The organism is Shewanella sp. 10N.286.45.A1 (genome assembly GCF_041470405.1).
In the GTDB taxonomy this organism is placed as follows: Bacteria; Pseudomonadota; Gammaproteobacteria; order Enterobacterales; family Shewanellaceae; genus Shewanella.
Genome location: NZ_JBFRMK010000091.1, coordinates 1 through 17,659 on the forward strand (window position 1 = coordinate 1; position 17,659 = coordinate 17,659).

General features: G+C 43.3%; 12 protein-coding genes and 2 pseudogenes. 5 read left to right on the forward strand and 9 right to left on the reverse strand.

All coding sequences use genetic code 11. The annotated features are described in order from the left end of the window. Positions 1-58: 58 nt before the first annotated feature. The 8 genes and pseudogenes from AB4238_RS08025 to AB4238_RS08060 all read right to left on the reverse strand — a co-directional run bounded on the left by AB4238_RS08025 (position 59) and on the right by AB4238_RS08060 (position 9,853). On the reverse strand, positions 59-3,253 hold the full coding sequence (locus AB4238_RS08025; RefSeq protein ID WP_372032728.1) for an efflux RND transporter permease subunit: 3,195 nt from the start codon (positions 3,251-3,253) through the stop codon (positions 59-61). Next, positions 3,253-4,539 carry an efflux RND transporter periplasmic adaptor subunit gene (locus AB4238_RS08030; RefSeq protein ID WP_372032730.1) on the reverse strand — a complete coding sequence of 429 codons (1,287 nt, stop codon included), beginning with the start codon at positions 4,537-4,539 and terminating at the stop codon, positions 3,253-3,255. Before AB4238_RS08030 ends, AB4238_RS08025 begins: the two co-directional genes overlap by 1 nt. Then, positions 4,536-5,936, reverse strand: coding sequence for a TolC family protein (locus AB4238_RS08035; protein WP_372032732.1), 1,401 nt, complete (start codon positions 5,934-5,936; stop codon positions 4,536-4,538). The genes AB4238_RS08030 and AB4238_RS08035 overlap by 4 nt, the downstream gene beginning before the upstream one ends. Positions 5,937-6,136: 200 nt before the next feature. Then, positions 6,137-6,745: pseudogene (locus AB4238_RS08040) on the reverse strand (IS6 family transposase). Between the two features lie 174 nt (positions 6,746-6,919). Further along, positions 6,920-7,045, reverse strand: a pseudogene (locus tag AB4238_RS08045) (D-aminoacyl-tRNA deacylase); the annotation flags it as partial. Between the two features lie 327 nt (positions 7,046-7,372). After that, entirely contained in the window at positions 7,373-7,942 is a 570-nt protein-coding gene (locus AB4238_RS08050; protein WP_372032734.1) for a hypothetical protein, read from the reverse strand. Next, a complete protein-coding gene (locus tag AB4238_RS08055; protein WP_372032736.1) occupies positions 7,939-8,883 on the reverse strand; it encodes an alpha/beta fold hydrolase in 945 nt (314 codons plus the stop codon). Before AB4238_RS08055 ends, AB4238_RS08050 begins: the two co-directional genes overlap by 4 nt. A gap of 4 nt (positions 8,884-8,887) precedes the next feature. Then, a complete protein-coding gene (locus tag AB4238_RS08060; RefSeq protein ID WP_372032737.1) occupies positions 8,888-9,853 on the reverse strand; it encodes a virulence factor BrkB family protein in 966 nt (321 codons plus the stop codon). A gap of 121 nt (positions 9,854-9,974) precedes the next feature. On the opposite strand from AB4238_RS08060, the gene AB4238_RS08065 reads away from it, so the two are divergent. The 5 genes from AB4238_RS08065 (at position 9,975) to rhlP (ending at position 14,953) form a co-directional block, all read left to right on the forward strand. Continuing rightward, a complete protein-coding gene (locus AB4238_RS08065; protein WP_371989649.1) occupies positions 9,975-10,196 on the forward strand; it encodes a hypothetical protein in 222 nt (73 codons plus the stop codon). Positions 10,197-10,247: 51 nt separating this feature from the next. Further along, positions 10,248-10,895, forward strand: coding sequence for a DUF2959 domain-containing protein (locus tag AB4238_RS08070; protein WP_372032739.1), 648 nt, complete (start codon positions 10,248-10,250; stop codon positions 10,893-10,895). A 181-nt stretch (positions 10,896-11,076) separates the two neighbouring features. Then, on the forward strand, positions 11,077-12,291 hold the full coding sequence (locus AB4238_RS08075; protein ID WP_372032741.1) for a 4Fe-4S binding protein: 1,215 nt from the start codon (positions 11,077-11,079) through the stop codon (positions 12,289-12,291). A 422-nt stretch (positions 12,292-12,713) separates the two neighbouring features. After that, positions 12,714-13,907, forward strand: coding sequence for a DUF418 domain-containing protein (locus AB4238_RS08080; protein ID WP_372032743.1), 1,194 nt, complete (start codon positions 12,714-12,716; stop codon positions 13,905-13,907). A gap of 149 nt (positions 13,908-14,056) precedes the next feature. After that, positions 14,057-14,953 carry a rhombotarget lipoprotein gene (gene rhlP, locus AB4238_RS08085; RefSeq protein WP_372032744.1) on the forward strand — a complete coding sequence of 299 codons (897 nt, stop codon included), beginning with the start codon at positions 14,057-14,059 and terminating at the stop codon, positions 14,951-14,953. 521 nt (positions 14,954-15,474) lie between these two features. On the opposite strand, the gene typA is transcribed toward rhlP, so the two are convergent. Further along, positions 15,475-17,319: a translational GTPase TypA gene (gene typA, locus AB4238_RS08090; RefSeq protein ID WP_372032746.1), complete on the reverse strand. Its 1,845-nt coding sequence runs from the start codon at positions 17,317-17,319 to the stop codon at positions 15,475-15,477. Between the last annotated feature and the right edge of the window lie 340 nt (positions 17,320-17,659).

Genomic DNA, 17,659 nt, shown 5'->3' on the forward strand with positions numbered 1-17,659 from the left:
AAAACGCTCTGAGTAGATCAACTTCTAATACAGATTGGTATTACATTTCATTCTGCTATCACTTCGTTTGCAAAGTGTTAGCTGAGCCAAACAAGCGTTGCTTTAACCTTTTAATGCCGCTTTCAGTATCGGCTTGAATCATCAGCAACGACGGTGTTAATACTAAGGTTATCACTGTAGCAAATAGGATACCGTAACCTAATGCCGCTGCAGCAGGAATTAAGAACTGCGCTTGCATTGAGGTTTCACTTAATAGCGGAGCAAGACCTGCAAATGTGGTAATTGAGGTCAGTAACACAGCACGTAAACGTCCTGTACAAGCTTGCTCAATAGCATCGCCAATCGGCATCGACTTCTCACGTACTAACTCATTAAAACGCGATACCAGTAGTAGACTGTCATTCACCACCACGCCACTTAACGCCAAAATACCATTTAGCGATAAGATACTGATAGTTAAATCATTCCACCAGTGCCCCAAAATCGCCCCCACAATACCAAATGGAATCGCTATCATAATGATCATTGGCTGCACGTACGATTTAAGCGGTATCGCCAACAGCGCAAAAATTAATATTAGCGCCAATACAAAGGTCGCTTGCATTGAGTCGGTGGACTCTTTTTGCTGCTCAGCTTCACCTGTAAAGTCAATTTTTACCGTTGGGTAGTCAGCATTTAATTGTGGCACCATGCTTTGCTGCAATTGCGTGACCAACTCATTGGACGCAATCACTTCTTTATCAACCACAGCGGTAATGTATACCGCGCGCTGGTTATCAATACGGGTGATTTCTGACTGCTGATAATCAGAGTAAACGTTGGCGACCGAAATTAACGGCACAACAGTACCATCAGCGGTTCTGACATTGGCGGTCGTGACATCAGCAAACGTCTGACGGTTTTCCTCAGGGTAACGAACTCGCACTTTCACTTCATCTTTACCACGTTGAAAACGCTGGACAATATCACCACCAAACGCTTGCAATACTTGCTTGGCTAAGTCAGCGGTATCCATCCCTAAAGCGCGCCCTTGAGGTGTTAACTCAAAACGGTACTGCGGCTCACCTAAATCAAGGTTATCATCGATGCCACTCACGCCATCTATGGTTTGCAGTTTTTGCTTAAGTTTATTGGCCGCTTCAGTTAATAAGCCATCATCATTGGCTTTAAGCTCAACTTTAAAGTTATCGACCATTTCCTGCATCGACAATACTTTAAGCTTACTTACCCCTTCCATTTGCGCTGACATATCTGACCATGCATTGGCAAAATCACGCGCGGTATAAGCGGCATCACTGTCTAATTCGATGATCACCGAACCTGACTTATCGGCGCTAGCGGTAACCTGAATGCTACTAATATCAGAGTGTGAATCAGCACCAAAATCACTTAAAAACTCCGTCTCGCCTGCGGCTAAACGCAAGGTTTTATCAAGCTCAATGGCATTGGCTTCCAATGTCATCAAGTTAGTTTGAGTTTGGCCGTAGCTGCTGTCGTTAACCATGCGTATTTCAGCTCGCACTGTATCGCCTGCAATTTCAGGGAAAAAGGCCACGCGAACGCCACCGGTAAATGGCATACCAATCACTAACAAAAACAGTGCGATAAATACCATCACTACCGCATAACGCAACTTAAGGGCTTGGCTAATGACCTTTTTATAAACATGGTTGTTAAACCAATCTAGGCTATTATCAGCGCCTTGTTGAATCGTATTCCAAAACGTTTTTTTATCACTGCGCTGTGTATTCACATGCGCTAAATGGGCAGGCAAAATCAATTTAGATTCCACCAAAGACAGCAACAAACAGATGGTCACAATCGTGCCAAACTGTGCGTAAATCTCCCCTAGCTTACCTTCAATTGCGGCTATCGACATAAAGGCTACAACCGTTGTGAGTACCCCAAAAATCGTCGGTGCAGCAACTTTATGGGTACCGATAATGGTACTTCGGATTGAGTCGCCTTGTTGCTTACGTGTGGTATAGATACTTTCACCAATCACTACCGCATCATCAACCACGATCCCAAGGGCCATAATAAAACCAAAGGTGGTCATTTCATTTAAGGTAAACCCAGCAAAGGTGTCCGTCATAAAGAATAACGTGCCGCAGAAGACAAACGGTAAGCTGGCTGCCACCCAAAATGCGACACGGATATTTAAGAATAACGCTAAAATGATAAAAACTAACGCAATACCACTTAATGCATTTTTCGCTAACAGCGATAGCCGTTCAGTGATCAGATCACTCTTGTCATACCAACTTTCAATCTCAACATTTTCTGGTAATAGGTTGCTGCTACGCCATGTTTCGATAACCTGTTTTGCTTGTGCAACGATATCAACCACATCACTGTATTCATCCATGACGACCTGAATACCCATCGCGTTTTGTTGGTTATAACGAGATAAACTGAATGTATCTTCTTCAAACGTATCGGTAACCACGGCTATGTCAGACAGTAGAATATGACTGCCATCGGCATAGGTTAATACTGAGATATTTTTAAAGTCTTCAACTTCATAAGCTTGCTCAGACACTTTTAGGCGCACGGTTTTATCGGCATTACGTAAACTGGTCACGATACTGCTTGATGACTCAGCATTAATAGCATTAGAGACATCAGTCAACGTCAGGCCATATGCCTGTAGTTTGACCTCATTCACCTCAACTGAAATCATTGGATCAAGTTTAGCGCTAATCGATAAGTCACGAATAGCACTTTGACTTAACAAATCTGATTTAAGCTGCTCTGCTAAATCTTGTACGGTTTTGCGGTCAGCATCACCGTATAGTTGCACCCATATGGCATGCTCTTGGCGACGGGCTTTATCAATAACCGGATTGTCAGCATCGGTTGGTAAGTTATTGATCGCATCAACTTTGGTTTTAACGTCAGTTAGCAACGTATCTAGGTCATAGTTAGTTTCTTTTTCGATTGAAACATTACTGCCTGATGCATTAGAAGTTGAAGTAATACGCTTAACACCCGAAACGGTTTCAAGCGCTTCTTCAATCTTCATTGCGATACTTTCTTCAGCACGAATAGGGTCACCACTGTCGTAACTCACCGATACTGTTACTAAGTCTGGCTCAAGGCTTGGAAAAGCTTCTTTGCGAATATCATTAAATGAAAACAGGCCGACAATGATCACGCCCATCATTAATAAGTTTGCCGCTACTGAGTTTTGAGCGAACCAAGAAATAATACCTGATGGCAATGGCGCTTTGTCATTTACATGCTGACTCATTATAGTTCCTCAGTTGTTGGTACAACTTTCATACCCGCTTTAAAGTTGCTTAGTGGACGCTTAACCACTTGGGCTAATTCAGCCTCTTCTGTTGGGGTGACATAGATTTTATTCTGACGCTCGAACAAGGTATGTGCTGTTGATTTATGCAATAATCCTTGGGTATCAACCGTCCAAATTTCTCCTTGCTGTGAACGAGCTGATGAAGGCAGTTCCCATAGATAATCTAGTGTCATCCCTTCAATGGTTGCTTCAACAAAGGTGCCAGGATAAAGCGGCGCACCTTGCTCAAGTGGTTTCTCTACCACTAACACTAATGAACGTTGACGTGTGTCCTTGGCAACATATTGATGAGTACGTTCAACATAAGCAGACCACTGTTGCCCTTGTGTGGTGTCGCTGCCTGTTGCTTTAATTATTGCATGCCATTGCTGCGCACTATCACTATTAACAGTGGCAATATTAGTGCTATTACCCTCATTCATTTCAGCTTGCGGTAAGTTAGCCCATTGCTTTTCTGATAACGGGATCTCAATCTCAATGCGGTCAACGCTATACAACATCGCGACTTCACCACCGACATTAATAAAGCTGCCTAATTGCACATTACGGCTGACAATAACCCCATCAAACGGGGCTTTTATTTCTGTATAGTGAAGATCACGCTCAGCTTTTTCTAACGATTTTTGCGCATTCTCTAACGCAGCTTCAGCGCTTGCCAGTTGCGGCTCTCTAAGCACTAACGGTGAACTAGGTTCTCCACTTAACCCAGAGCGTTGCCACTCACTTCTTGCCTGTTCGCCTTCACGTTGCTCTTCTAGAAGTGCAAGTCTTGCTGTTGCGACATCGGCTTTAGCCTGTGACACTGCTTGCTGAAAACTGGTGTCATCTAATCTTGCTAACAGTTCGCCTTTTTTCACAACTCGACCAGACTCAAAGCTGTCAGCTAACCATGTAATTCGACCACTGATTTCACTGGTATAGGTCAGCTCGAAGCGTGGTTTGGTTTCGCCATATCCGGTGACTTGCGCCTGATAAGACTCCACAGTCGTCAGCTGTACCGCCACTTGCGATAACAAGGTGGTATTTGACGATGAAGCGGGTTTACCTTCAGGGCGCTCAGGTTGTTGTGCTAGAGTCGATGCCGCTGGCCCCTTCCCTTTTTCACCAGGTCCCATTTGACTGCCGTTATAAGCCGCGACGACAAATATTGAACCAGCAGCAGCTAAAGTGATAGCAATCGTTAAGGCATTCTTTTTTAATTTACGGGTAATGATTTGCTTCATGCTGATACTCCTAAACCTAGTGCTAGACCTAATTCAATTCGGTTTAATAATCTTTGATAAGTGGTGTTAGTTAATTGCGCTTCGATATCGTAAGCCTGTTGCTGAACGTTAAGTAAATCCAATATGTCAACTAAACCTTGGCGATACTTCTGCTGGTAACTGACGATGCTGCGCTGTGCACTTAAAAACGCATCGTCAAGATGGCTTTGCTGCAAGGTTAAAGCGCTTTCTTGGCCAATCGTATTCTCAACTTCGTTAACCGCAGTCAACAGGGTTTCTTGATAAGCCCAAAAGCTTTGCTCTGTCGTCAGCTGCGCAACTTCAGCTTGTGATTTAAGTTCGCCACCTTGAAATAACGGTGCCGACATTTGTCCTAACACACTCCAAAGTGGGTTAGACAGTAATGCTTCGCTTGGGGTTTGAGCAATATCAGTTAAACTTGCCGACAAGCTAAATGAAGGCAACATTGCTTTATAAGCTGCGTCAGTGCGCAAGGCTTCAGCTTCAATATTAAAGAAGGCTTGTTGTAAGTCAGGGCGGCCTGCCATATTTTGCACAGGCACGGCATCCAGCGGGTTAATGACATGAGGGAACTCACTGACAACATCAAGCGCTGGCATTTCACTTTCTGGCTGCCACTGACCAGTGAGTAACATCAAGCTTCGCTTGCTTTGGGCGACACTCTCTTGGTATTGAACCACTGTAGCGCGAGTTGAAGCTGTACTCGTTTTAGCATTATCCAACTCTTCTAATGAGCCTAGGCCAGCTTGGTAACGTTCAAGCACCAAGGTTTCATTTTGCGCAAGGATGGCTAAACGGCGCTGTTCAATATCTAATAATTGTTGGTTAACACTGATCTCAAGCCAACCTCGCATGATATTTGCTGCAAGCAGATTTTTAGCCGCATCTAAACTGGCTTGAGTCGCAGCAATATCTTTTGTGGCTGCTGCAGAGCTATCAGCCAACTTTTGCCAGATATCCAATTCCCAACTGACGGTGACATCAGCGCTATAAGATTCATCGCTATCTTCAGCGTTTTGGGCATCAAATCCAGCACTCACACTTGGTAAGCGACTAGCAGAGGTCACCCCTTGTTGTGCATAAGCAATCTTAAGGGCGATGATGCTTTGTTGTAAGCTTGGACTATGGTTTAACGCCGCCTCAAGGTAGGTATTCAATGCGGGTACACAGACTAAATCAGTCAATAACACATTGGCGTTAGTTGGTTGTTGCACGCCCGCATGACTCCCCACACTTTCATTGACTGTTTTAATCAACTTTTCAATAGTTTGAGTACGATTGTCTGATGCCTGAGTCGCAAAGTTTGCACTGTCATTGGCAGCGCAGCCGACGAGGCTTGTTAACACGATTGCAATGATGGAATGTCGAAACGTCATTGATGCTCTCCCACTAATATTGGGATAAGCATAATGAAGTGTGGGTTAAGGCAGGGTTAACGTCGATAAGTTGGTTCTGTCGCAAAGTTTAAGGTAGATGTAGGCATGCCGAACTCCAGAAGCAATTATACAGCGAGCGCGTAAAAGCGCTCCCAAACGGGTAAGCTTAAATCAGCAACTTGCTCTGTTTTAATTTGGGTTCAGATTTCCTGTCCTGACATGGTGGCAATCGCTCCATCTACGGGCTTCCAACCTAGCGTTTGTAGCATCTTCTGCTTAATTGGTCGATAGCTTTGCTCAACTATATGATTGAGGTATTTCACATCGACAACCTCTATTAAGTTCAGCATGAAAACTACACTTAGCCACGAGTTCACATTCATATTATGCAAGGCTAAAGCACTAGCACTGCTCTTATTAATAACCACTTTATCTGGTAATCCATTAGTCCCAATAGCCTTACGCAGAAAGGTTCGAGCCGCTTTTTCATTGAGCTCTTTGCTTAAGTAAAAATCAACAACGTCACCAAGTTTATCAATGGCTCGATAGTAGTACCATTCTCCTTTGATTTTGATGTAGGTTTCATTCATACGCTAAGATGATGAGACAGTTCGTTTAATTTGATGCGCTTTGGTTTCAATCATAGGCGCGAACTTCATAACCCAGCGGTTAATAGTAGAGTGGTCAACAAAGCTACCTCGCTCAGCAAGAATTTCCTCGATGTCGCGATAACTAAGCTTATAGGAGACGTAGTAACGAACAGATAGAAAAATGATGTCAGATGGATGTTGGTAGCCAGAAAAGTCCATGTAATACTCGATTTAATGTAAAAACACAACTTTGAGCATTACATAGATGATTTAATCCCCTGTCATGCGAAAAACCCTTTTTGGCAGATGTAGACTCTGTGTACTCATCTTCAAAGTCCATCATGTATTACACCAAATAGATGGATTACAAGTAAGATCATCATGATTCAAATCAACTTTTATCAAGCCTTCATTCATTTTTGCTAAATCATCTTCACGCTCGACTCCGAGCAGTACTAATAGGCCTTTACCTACCTCTCCAATGGTTTCACTGTCAACGACTACGTTAGCTTCACTTACACTCTATCCATTAAAAATTAACAACTTAAATAAAAAAGCGAAGACGAATGCTTCGCTTACGGATAACTGAACGATCGCAAATTCACTTACGGAAAATAGTTTTCCAGCATTCTGTAGGTTGGCATTTATACCGACAAATTCTAATAAAACAATTGATGGGCTAAGGCCCAACCTACAGAAGATACATACTTTTCGTAAGCACAAAGTTCCGTATGTAACCAAGTCACATCCGTAAGGTTATTTGCCTTAGCGTTCTCTAGGACCTTTCTTAGCCTGCCTAAAGCTTAGAGCTTTCTGCTCCTAGGCTTTATTTTCCTTGAGCCTTGTTTAAATCGACTGAATATTCTGCATTACTGGGATAGGTTTAATCACATCTTCCGAGCCTTCAGGTAGCGACTTGCCAACCTGGCGTAAACCTTCATCAGTCCACAGTATAAAGCGACGGATCTCTTCCATGCTAATCGTATCAACAAAGGTTGCCGCACCTTGCACTTGGATCACAGCCCCTCGCTCTCTCACTACAAACTTAGCAAAGTTAAGCTTCTGATTAAGGGTACCAATCATCACTAACATCTCTTTGCTACCCACATACTTAGGATGAATAGCATAGAAGCGGTTCATTAAAATGCGGTCAATCCCTTCAGGGTTAATGCTAGGTTGTAAGATAAACTGACTGTTATCAAAATTAACCGCCACACCATTTGGGCCCGCTTTTTTGGCTAAATAACTTTTACTCAATAGCGCTTCTAGAAGTTTATCGGTAGCCTCAGCATCCGTCATATCACCAAGAGTCACGCTATCAGGGGCTTTAGTCGTTACTTCAACGTCTGTATTACTCTCTGTTGCTGCACATGCTGTCAGCCCTAACATTAAAGCTATGATTATTAGTTTTCTCATTTATGCTTATTTCCTTTCTCTATTATTTGGGCCATTTCCCGAATCGCGCTTACCACGGCCCTAGTCATTTTTATATCAGCCAAGGCATGGTAACCGCCTTTAATTTCTACCAAGTTAATGTGTTGGTTGTTGTGATCTTGTAAAAAGCTAAATACCACCCCAACGGGGCAAACCCAATCCAGTTCTCCTTGTATAATGACGGTTCGCGTCTGAATATTTACCAATGAATCACATAGTTGCTCAAAAGCAGCAAAATAATTGTTAGCCACATAATAAAGCTCGATGCTTGCTAACACCTGACTGAGATTTGTATTTTCCTTATATTGCTTACAACCAGGGTAAGCCAAAGCCATTTCCCAACTGAGCCAGCGACGAGTAAAGTCCTGCCGAACACTGGCGCATTGATGCTCTAGTCCATCTCTATAACTTGTAAAAAGCTGCTGAGTATCAGTGGTTGCAACAACACTAAAATCAAGCTGTTCAGATGAAAATAACCGCGCAGCCCCCTGTTGACCATATAGCCACTGGATACTCTCCTCGCTAGGGATGAAAGCGCCCCACAACACTTGTTCGATGACCCTCGAAGGATATGCCGCGGCGTATAATAGCCCCAACGTTGCACCAAAGGAGCCTCCAGCAAGCGCCCATGTTGATATGCCCAGCCATTGTCGAACCTGTTCTATATCCGTGAGCAGCTTGCTAACATTATTGTGTTTAAGCTCTCCTCTAGGACGCGAGAGTCCCGCCCCCCTTTGATCCATGAAAATGACCCGATACACAGACAGATCAAACAAAGCCAACTCTTCGGTTGAGCAACCAGCTCCAGGACCACCATGCAGATATAACAACGGAATACCATCAACATTGCCATATTGAGCAATGTAGAGTTCATGCCCATCGCCAACAGTCAGCCAGTCCCTAGATATTGGCTGACAAGCCACTTTCTTAAGCTCCGTCTTCTGTTGTCGGTTTCGTCTGTTTTGCAGCTTGCTCCGTTCTTTCTGTCGCTAAATCTAATTCCTCTAACTGAGCAGCTTCCGCTATCCGAGCCGCTCTCGATAGTTGGCGCTCACGTAAATATTCAGGCATTGCAGCGGTAATTTCAGCGCCAACTAACACAATGATCCATGAAACATATACCCAAACAAACAAAATAGGGATCACCGCTAATGCACCGTAAATAGCTTCATAACTAGGAAATTGAGTCACATAAAATGCAAAGCCTTTTTTACCCAGCTCAAACAACATTGCTGCGACAATCGCTCCCAATAGTGCATGGAAAAACTTCACCTTCTTATTTGGCACGACCATATAGAGCAGCAAAAATGCCGCAACTGAGAACATCATCGGCAAGCGCTCGATGATTAATGGCACCACACCAGACAGCTCGGAGCCATTAAATAGCTTAAGCGACACTAGATAGGAGGTCGCAACCAGACTAGCCCCGACCAATACAGGCCCGAGTGTCAGCACCATCCAATACATAGAAAAAGACACGGCTATTTGACGCTTCTCTTTAGTACGCCAAATACTGTTGAGTGACTTATCTATTGCAGAAATCAGCATTAACGCCACCACAACCAAAGCGGCAATACCGACAGTCGTCCCTTTAGAGGCGTTATCCACAAATTCATTAATATAGATCTGTACCGTATCTCCAGCAGCAGGTAAGAAGTTGTCATAAACAAATCCTTCTAACTGACCTCGTATACCGGCAAAAACCGGAAATGCCGACAACATAGAAAACATCACCGCAACGATTGGAACTAAAGACAACAAAGTGACGTAAGCAAGATGTCCTGCCTTAATGTTGACTTGATCCTCTTTAAAGCGGCGCAGCAAATGTAAAAAAAATGCCCAAATACTCCACAAAAAAGACCGAAATTGATTTACTGCTATCTTATTTTTCACTTGTTACTCTTGATTCTGTTAAAGTTGTACCAAATCTGTACGACGATAAATGATTTATTTAGATCTATATTGGTACAATAAAGCTTATAACCTTCTCTTTACAAGTATAAGGATTGAATTGATGTCTCAACAAGGTTCCGCAGGCAATGTTATCGCCGCTATCGCCAGCTTTTTCTTTCCCGGTCTTGGGCAGTTAGTACAAGGTCGCATATTAGCCGCACTGATGTTTTGTATCGTCGCAGTAGTCGGTTATGCCATGTGGTGGTTAATATTCCCAGCTATCATCGGCGGTATTGCACATCTGTGGAGTATTATCGATGCGGCTAAATTTCGCGCCAACTAACGAATTTTACTTTAAGCCTAAATTTTAGAATCACTTTCAGGATTGAATAAGATGAAGAAAATATTATCGGTTGCCATTGTGAGTACCAGTTTATTACTGACTGGTTGTCAAAGTGCTTACTACGGTGCAATGGAAAAAGTCGGCTATCATAAACGCGATATCATGGTCGATCGTGTTGAAGACGCTAAAGAATCTCAAGAGGAAGCGCAGGAGCAGTTTAGCTCTGCACTGGAAGAGATGCAGGCACTGCTTAATCATGACGGTGGCGATTTAGAAAGTGCCTATAATAAGGCTAAAGATGAGTATGAATCAGCCCAAGACGCCGCCGATGATGTGACTAAGCGTATTGATAAAGTTGAAGATGTAGCCGAAGCCTTATTTGATGAGTGGCAAACAGAAATTGGTGAAATAAGCAAAGCCAGCCTTCGCCGCAACAGTGAATCGAAACTAAAAGAGACCCGTCGTTCATACACTCAGTTAGTAAAAAGTATGCGCCGCGCAGAAAGTAAGATGCCACCAGTACTCACCGCAATGAAAGACAATATGCTGTACTTAAAGCATAACCTTAACGCCCAAGCCATTGGTGCTATCAAAGGTGAGTTTACTAGCTTACAAACTGATATATCAGGTCTTATCAAAGAGATGAATAAATCGATTGATGAATCAACCAAGTTTATTGCTTCATTAGAAGGCAAATAAGCGCAGTCTAAAGTGAGGTTCCTAGATATTGAACTCTAGGAGCCATACTTGTGACCTTTCCCTTACTTTTTCACAAGCCATTTCCAATTACTCGATCCGCTGCACATCCTTGCTGCCGCAAAAGAACTTAATTGCTATAAAGTTTTCACATTAGTATCAATCATTACTAAACGTATTTGCTATGAGCTTTATCGAATCCTTAACGCTTACATTGGCACTCACCTACAGTGTTAGCCTGCTTTATTGGAGTGGCAAAAAATGGGGAGCAGCAACAAGCGGAGTCCTTGTTTCAGCCGCTGTCATATCGAGTCTATATTGGCCCCTAATAGCTGCTCTCGCGATTGCGGTCATCATCATAGGCTTGGTTAACAAGTTCCAGCCTCAAGTCGCTCAGGGCGGTATGAGGAGCAATAACCTTCGTGAAGGAGTTCAACATCTGCTGGCATTATCGATGTTGCTGGTTGGGGTGCAATTTGCCGTGAACAGTGCACTGCTCAAAGCTGGCGTGACCCCATGGCTAATGCGTCCAGATGTGGGCGACGCCTTTCTGCCCATTGCAGGCGGCATCGAACTAAAAGCCATTGTGACACTGGGTATATGGGATCAAACCCACCCTGCAGCCGCAGTCATGCTCACCGTCGTGCTATTAACTGGATTGCTCTGTAAGCGTGCTTTTTGCGGCTGGGCTTGTCCACTTGGGATCGCTGGAGAGTACCTGTATAAACTCAGAAAGCGCTTTATCAAAGCTGAATACTTGCCACCAGCATGGTTGGATTGGCCGCTAAGAATGCTCAAGTATCTAATCTTAGCCGGCTTGCTATACATTATTATAGGAATGCCAGCTGCTGGTATCCCAGGCTATTTAAATAGTAATTACCACAAGATAGCTGATCTAAAAATGGCGCTGTTTTTTATCACTCCAGGCTTAGTCACGCTGCTGTGTTTTGGCTTTATCTTGAGTCTGTCGGCATGGCGTCGACAAGGATTTTGCCGTTACATCTGCCCTTATGGTGCACTTCTGGGGCTAGTTAGCTTTCTAAGCCCCTTTAAAATTCGCCGTAGCACACAGCATTGCTTGATTGAAAGTAAAGGCATGAACTGTGATAAGTGCACTCGTGCTTGTCCGGCCAATATTAGCGTACATACTCAGCTTAATGTTCGCTCAGACGAATGCCAAGCCTGTATGAGGTGCGTGTCTGCTTGCCCGAAACCAGAGGCATTACACCTTAGCACTCGCAATGGCATTAAGTTGTCAGCACGAGGCCTTACCATTGGCTTAATAGTGCTACTGTTTTTAATCCCACTTATCGCCTATCTAAGTGGTTTCTGGGTCAGCCAGACTCCAACGGAAACGCGGATGTATTTGATCCAACATTTAAATTCGATAGGTCACTAGCGACTTATTAAAGCAAAAGCTATTGGGCAATTCATCACTATGAGTTGCCCTTTTTAAAATCTAAATTTTTGTTAATGGAGAAAGTTGGAACCATCTAAAACTTTCGCACTCTGATTATATGAGGCCAATGTTTACGCGCCAATTTTATTAGCTAACCACTGTAAAATGCTTTGCTAAATATTTGTTTTCTTGTTTTGTTCATCATCCCAACTGCACATTCCTAGTTAGGTTTGGCACCAGATTCAGTTTCGACGCTAGCGCACTCCAAATTGAACAACTTTTACGGCAATCCATATGGGTTGCCTTTTTTTTGTTTTAAACATTTACATGAAAAAGGCTAATTGATTCAGTTTGATAATATCCTTTTTAAGTTGGCGCTGATAATGTAACCAGCTCTTACAAACATGGAAGCTTTATCAAAGATGGAATTACAACAACAGTCACTACAGGGCAACAAGCTGTCGCTTGAGCCCGCCCGCAACGCTAATATCGATTCGATTAGAGGCTTAGCAGTGCTGGGCATTTTATTTATCAACATCTACTTCTTTGGTAATGGCTATTTGGGCTATGCCAATCATGAAAGTGTCCCACTGCATGACACCTTAACAATGCTGTTCAGTAACTTTTTTCTAGAAGGTAGATTCATTAGCCTCTTTTCAATACTGTTTGGTGTCGGGCTAGCCATTCAATACGATAAGTTGTCGACTCAAGGTGGAGACGCATACAAAGCCATGAAGTCCAGATTAAAATGGCTGCTACTATTTGGCGCGATCCATGCCGTATTTATCTGGTACGGTGACATACTCTTTACCTATGCCCTCGGTGGGTTTGTGGCACTTTGCTACCTTAAGCTCGATAATCGTAAACTGATTAAGAAATCAGTTATGTTCATCACTATCCCGCTATTTCTCATGACCATAATCAGTTTATTTGCACCAGAAGAGCCTATTATCCGTGGCACAGCCCTTTTTGAAGAGGACGTATCAATTTGGTCTTCAGCCTACAGTGAACAACTAATGATGCAATTTATCATCTTTATTGGAATACTGGTTATCACTCCGTTCACGACTATGTGGATGGCTGCAGGTTTAATGCTATTAGGAGTGATGCTGTATCGAAAAGGTGTATTTGAAAAAGGTTTTAGTCAAAAACAGCTAGTGGTGTTTGCCCTAAGTACCATACTGCTTTCTGCTGTTGATAGTTTATGTTCACTTGCCGCAGATCCTAAATTGGCCTCATTGTCCATGACGATAGTGATGGCCAGTGCTATTCCGATGGCGCTCATTTATCTCCACCTGGTGGTAAAACTATGCCAAAACCGTGCAAGCGTATTAGCTCCCCTACAAAAGGTCGGTCGCCTAGCATTTAGTCTCTACATACTACAGTCAGTTTGCGGGGTACTGCTGTTTCGCCATTTTGCACCAACATTAACGAGCACTCTCGACCGCCCAGAGTACATGTTGATTGCTATTGGCTTTTCTATCTTCCAAATCATTTTAGCCATTATCTACCTTAAGTATTTCAATCAAGGGCCACTGGAGTGGTTATGGCGCAGGCTAGCAAGCCAAAAACCGATAAAGCCAGAGTCAACGCCAATAGCTGCAATTGACAGCTGATATTGAGCCCTAAAGGGAGGAGGCTGGCGCCTCTCCCTTGTATGTATACTGCTGCTATTTACAGGTAATTATAATGGCTTGCCTTACTATGTTGGTTAAAGTCTAATAGGACTTTTATTAATTAAATCAGATTTATTCAAGAGGGAAGCATGAATAAACGCAATCTACTGAAGCTGTATGGTTTACTGCTAATTTTTGTAGTTTCTTTAAGTGGCTGCGCTAGCCAACAAGTCAATAGCAAAAGTAGTGTCATGGAATATCTATATCCTAACTCTACAGACACCTTTGAGGCCCCCTCTACGCCAAACTTAACACTCCCCTTACGTGTTGGTGTCGCCTTCGTTCCTGAAAGTAAAGACAGTGGTTCATCTCATCATTTTTGGGCAGGTAACTTGTATTCAGGCGGCATCGCAGAAGCGAAAAAGAGCCAGATCCTTGCAAATGTATCTAAACACTTTAGCTCGCTAGACTTTGTCAGCAGTATCGAGGTCATTCCAAGCGCTTACCTCACACCAGGCGGCAGTTTTGCTAACCTGTCACAAATCAAAACCATGTACGGCATTGATGTGATGGCTCTAGTATCCTACGACCAAGTGCAGTTCACCGATGAAGGCGCATTATCCCTTAGCTATTGGACCATCGTTGGCGCGTATATTGTTTCTGGAGAAAAGAATGATACCAACACTTTAATGGATACTGTGGTGTATGATATTGCCAGTAAAAAGATGCTCTTTAGAGCACCTGGCACTAGCCAAGTCAGTGGCAGTTCAACTCCGGTGAATTTAAGTGAAGAGTTAAGAGTCGACAGCATTAAAGGTTTTGAACTAGCAGCAGACAATATGACGCTAAACTTAGAGAAGCAATTAACGGTATTTAAACAGCGATTGAAAGACGATCCCAACCAAGTAACAATAAGCCATCGAGACGGTTATAGCGGAGGCGGTACTTTGGATTTGTGGGATTGTGTTGTATTACTGTTTTTATCACTGCTAGCTTGGCAACGTAAACGAGCTTTATACTCGCAGGAACTACAGCGCAGTTTTTAGAAGCCGTAACTAGAACGTTTACCTTGTATAAATACCTTTATTCCCATTCAAGGCTAGTTCTGACTTCCAAGGATGGAGGAAATGCCAGTAAATGAATGGAACACTCTTACTCATAAAGTGTTGGCCATGTATAAATACCAGCACTACCCATCCATGGGTACTGGCATAAATGTTCCAGACATAAGCCCCCTTGTAGTACATCCTGTACTTCGGGGATAAATACATCCATGTATAAATACCAGTACTACCCATCCATGGGTACTGACATAAATGTTCCAGACATAAACCCCCTTGTAGTACATCCTGTACTTCGGGGATAAATACATCCATGTATAAATACCATCACTACCCATCCATGGGTACTGGCATAAATGTTCCAGACATAAACCCCCTTGTAGTACATCCTGTACTTCGGGGATAAATACATCCATGCATAAAAAAGCCCCGAGCATTTTCATGCTCAGGGCTTTTATAACGTTATGCTTGAAACAAACTAACTGCGCAGCATCAGCTGCAGCAAATTATTTTGCGTCTTTAGCAGTACGGTTATGACGCTTACGTTCGTTTTCAGTCAAGTAACGCTTACGAACACGGATGTTCTCTGGAGTTACTTCTACTAGCTCGTCATCATCGATGAACTCAAGCGCTTGCTCAAGTGTCATTTCGATATGCGGAGTTAGTACCTGTGCTTCATCAGTACCTGATGCACGCATGTTGGTAAGCTGCTTACCTTTCAAACAGTTAACTGTAAGATCGTTAGCACGAGCATGTAGACCAACTACTTGACCTTCATAAACTTCTGCAGCGTGAGTGATAAATAGACGACCACGCTCTTGAAGGTTAAACAATGCGAATGTCAGTGCTTTACCTGTTGCGTTAGAGATCAATACGCCACGAGCACGTTGACCAATATCACCGCCTTTCACTGGACCGTAATGGTCGAATGAATGGTAGATAAGACCAGTACCAGAAGTCGCTGTCATGAACTCAGTTTGGAAACCGATTAGACCACGGCTAGGAATAACGAAGTCGATACGTACACGACCCTTACCATCTAGCTGCATGTCACGCATGTCACCTTTACGTGTACCAAGCTTTTCAATTACTGCACCTTGATGCTCTTCTTCAACATCAACAGTTAGTGTTTCGTATGGTTCACACATCTCGCCATCGATCTCTTTTTCGATAACTTCTGGACGAGATACAGCTAGCTCATAACCTTCACGACGCATGTTTTCAATCAAGATTGAAAGGTGAAGTTCACCACGACCCGATACGCGGAAACGATCTGGGCTGTCAGTCTCTTCAACGCGAAGTGCAACGTTGTGTACTAGTTCCTGCTCTAGACGCTCAAGGATGTTACGTGAAGTTACGTACTTACCTTCTTTACCCGCGAATGGAGAAGTGTTGACTTGGAAAGTCATTGTTAGTGTTGGCTCATCAACAGACAGTGCTGGCAATGCTTCTACAGAAGTAGGTGCACAGATAGTGTCTGAAATTTGTAGCTGACCAAGACCAGTAATTGCAACGATGTCGCCAGCGTTAGCTTCTGCTACTTCGTGACGCTCAAGACCCATGTAACCTAATACTTGGCCCATTTTACCGTTACGAGTTTTGCCATCAGCGCCAAGAATAGTCACTTGCTGGTTAGTTTTAACACTACCACGCTTGATACGGCCAATACCGATAACACCCACGTATGAGTTGTAATCGATTTGCGAGATTTGCATCTGGAAATCACCTTCAGCATCAGCATCTGGTGAAGAAACTTTCTCAACGATAGTTTCGAATAGCGGCGTCATGTTGTCGCTAGTTTCGTCTGGATCTAAAGTTGCAAAACCGTTTAATGCAGAAGCATAAACGATTGGGAAGTCTAACTGCTCGTCAGTTGCGCCTAGGTTGTCAAACAAGTCGAATACTTGATCGATAACCCAATCAGGACGTGCGCCTGGACGGTCAATCTTGTTAATAACAACGATTGGCTTAAGACCTTGAGCAAATGCTTTCTTAGTCACGAAGCGAGTTTGTGGCATTGGACCATCTACTGCATCAACTAGTAGTAATACTGAGTCAACCATAGATAGAACACGCTCTACCTCACCACCGAAATCGGCGTGACCAGGGGTATCAACGATGTTGATACGGTAATCGTTCCACTTGATGGCAGTGTTCTTGGCCAGAATCGTGATACCACGTTCTTTTTCAAGATCATTTGAATCCATCACCCGCTCAGTGGCTTCTCCTCGAGACTCAAGGGTTCCTGACTGCGCCAGCATCTTATCAACCAAGGTAGTCTTACCATGGTCAACGTGTGCAATAATGGCGATGTTACGTAAATTCTCTAACACGGCTAAACCTCTTACCATCGGTATAAAAATATAGGGTTACTGACAACTGCTAAAACCAGTTTAGTATAGTAGTTGCAATAAAAAGCGTGACATTCTACTCTAGGTAGCGAGTATCTCACAGGATTATTTTTAACCAATCGTTAAAAATAACGCTTGCGCGTTGCTTTTCTTCGCCATAACGCCCGCTTTATATACACTTTTTATCAATCAGTTTAATGATATTAATTATACTCTCCTCTCTGCTGCACTGCCCTTTTCAGCTGTTTGAGGTGATTTTTAGCCGTTGTGATGCCAAATATCCTGTTTAATTTGTATTTAGCAGCATCTCCTTGTTGTAGGCATTTCAATATAGATGCCC

Coding starts and splice junctions, on each gene's coding strand:
- AB4238_RS08080 (WP_372032743.1), top strand. CDS start 12,714: ATGGAATTACAACAACAGTCACTACAGGGCAACAAGCTGTCGCTTGAG.
- AB4238_RS08025 (WP_372032728.1), bottom strand. CDS start 3,253: ATGAGTCAGCATGTAAATGACAAAGCGCCATTGCCATCAGGTATTATT.
- AB4238_RS08065 (WP_371989649.1), top strand. CDS start 9,975: ATGTCTCAACAAGGTTCCGCAGGCAATGTTATCGCCGCTATCGCCAGC.
- AB4238_RS08050 (WP_372032734.1), bottom strand. CDS start 7,942: ATGAGAAAACTAATAATCATAGCTTTAATGTTAGGGCTGACAGCATGT.
- AB4238_RS08035 (WP_372032732.1), bottom strand. CDS start 5,936: ATGACGTTTCGACATTCCATCATTGCAATCGTGTTAACAAGCCTCGTC.
- AB4238_RS08070 (WP_372032739.1), top strand. CDS start 10,248: ATGAAGAAAATATTATCGGTTGCCATTGTGAGTACCAGTTTATTACTG.
- typA (WP_372032746.1), bottom strand. CDS start 17,319: ATGGTAAGAGGTTTAGCCGTGTTAGAGAATTTACGTAACATCGCCATT.
- AB4238_RS08075 (WP_372032741.1), top strand. CDS start 11,077: ATGAGCTTTATCGAATCCTTAACGCTTACATTGGCACTCACCTACAGT.
- rhlP (WP_372032744.1), top strand. CDS start 14,057: ATGAATAAACGCAATCTACTGAAGCTGTATGGTTTACTGCTAATTTTT.
- AB4238_RS08030 (WP_372032730.1), bottom strand. CDS start 4,539: ATGAAGCAAATCATTACCCGTAAATTAAAAAAGAATGCCTTAACGATT.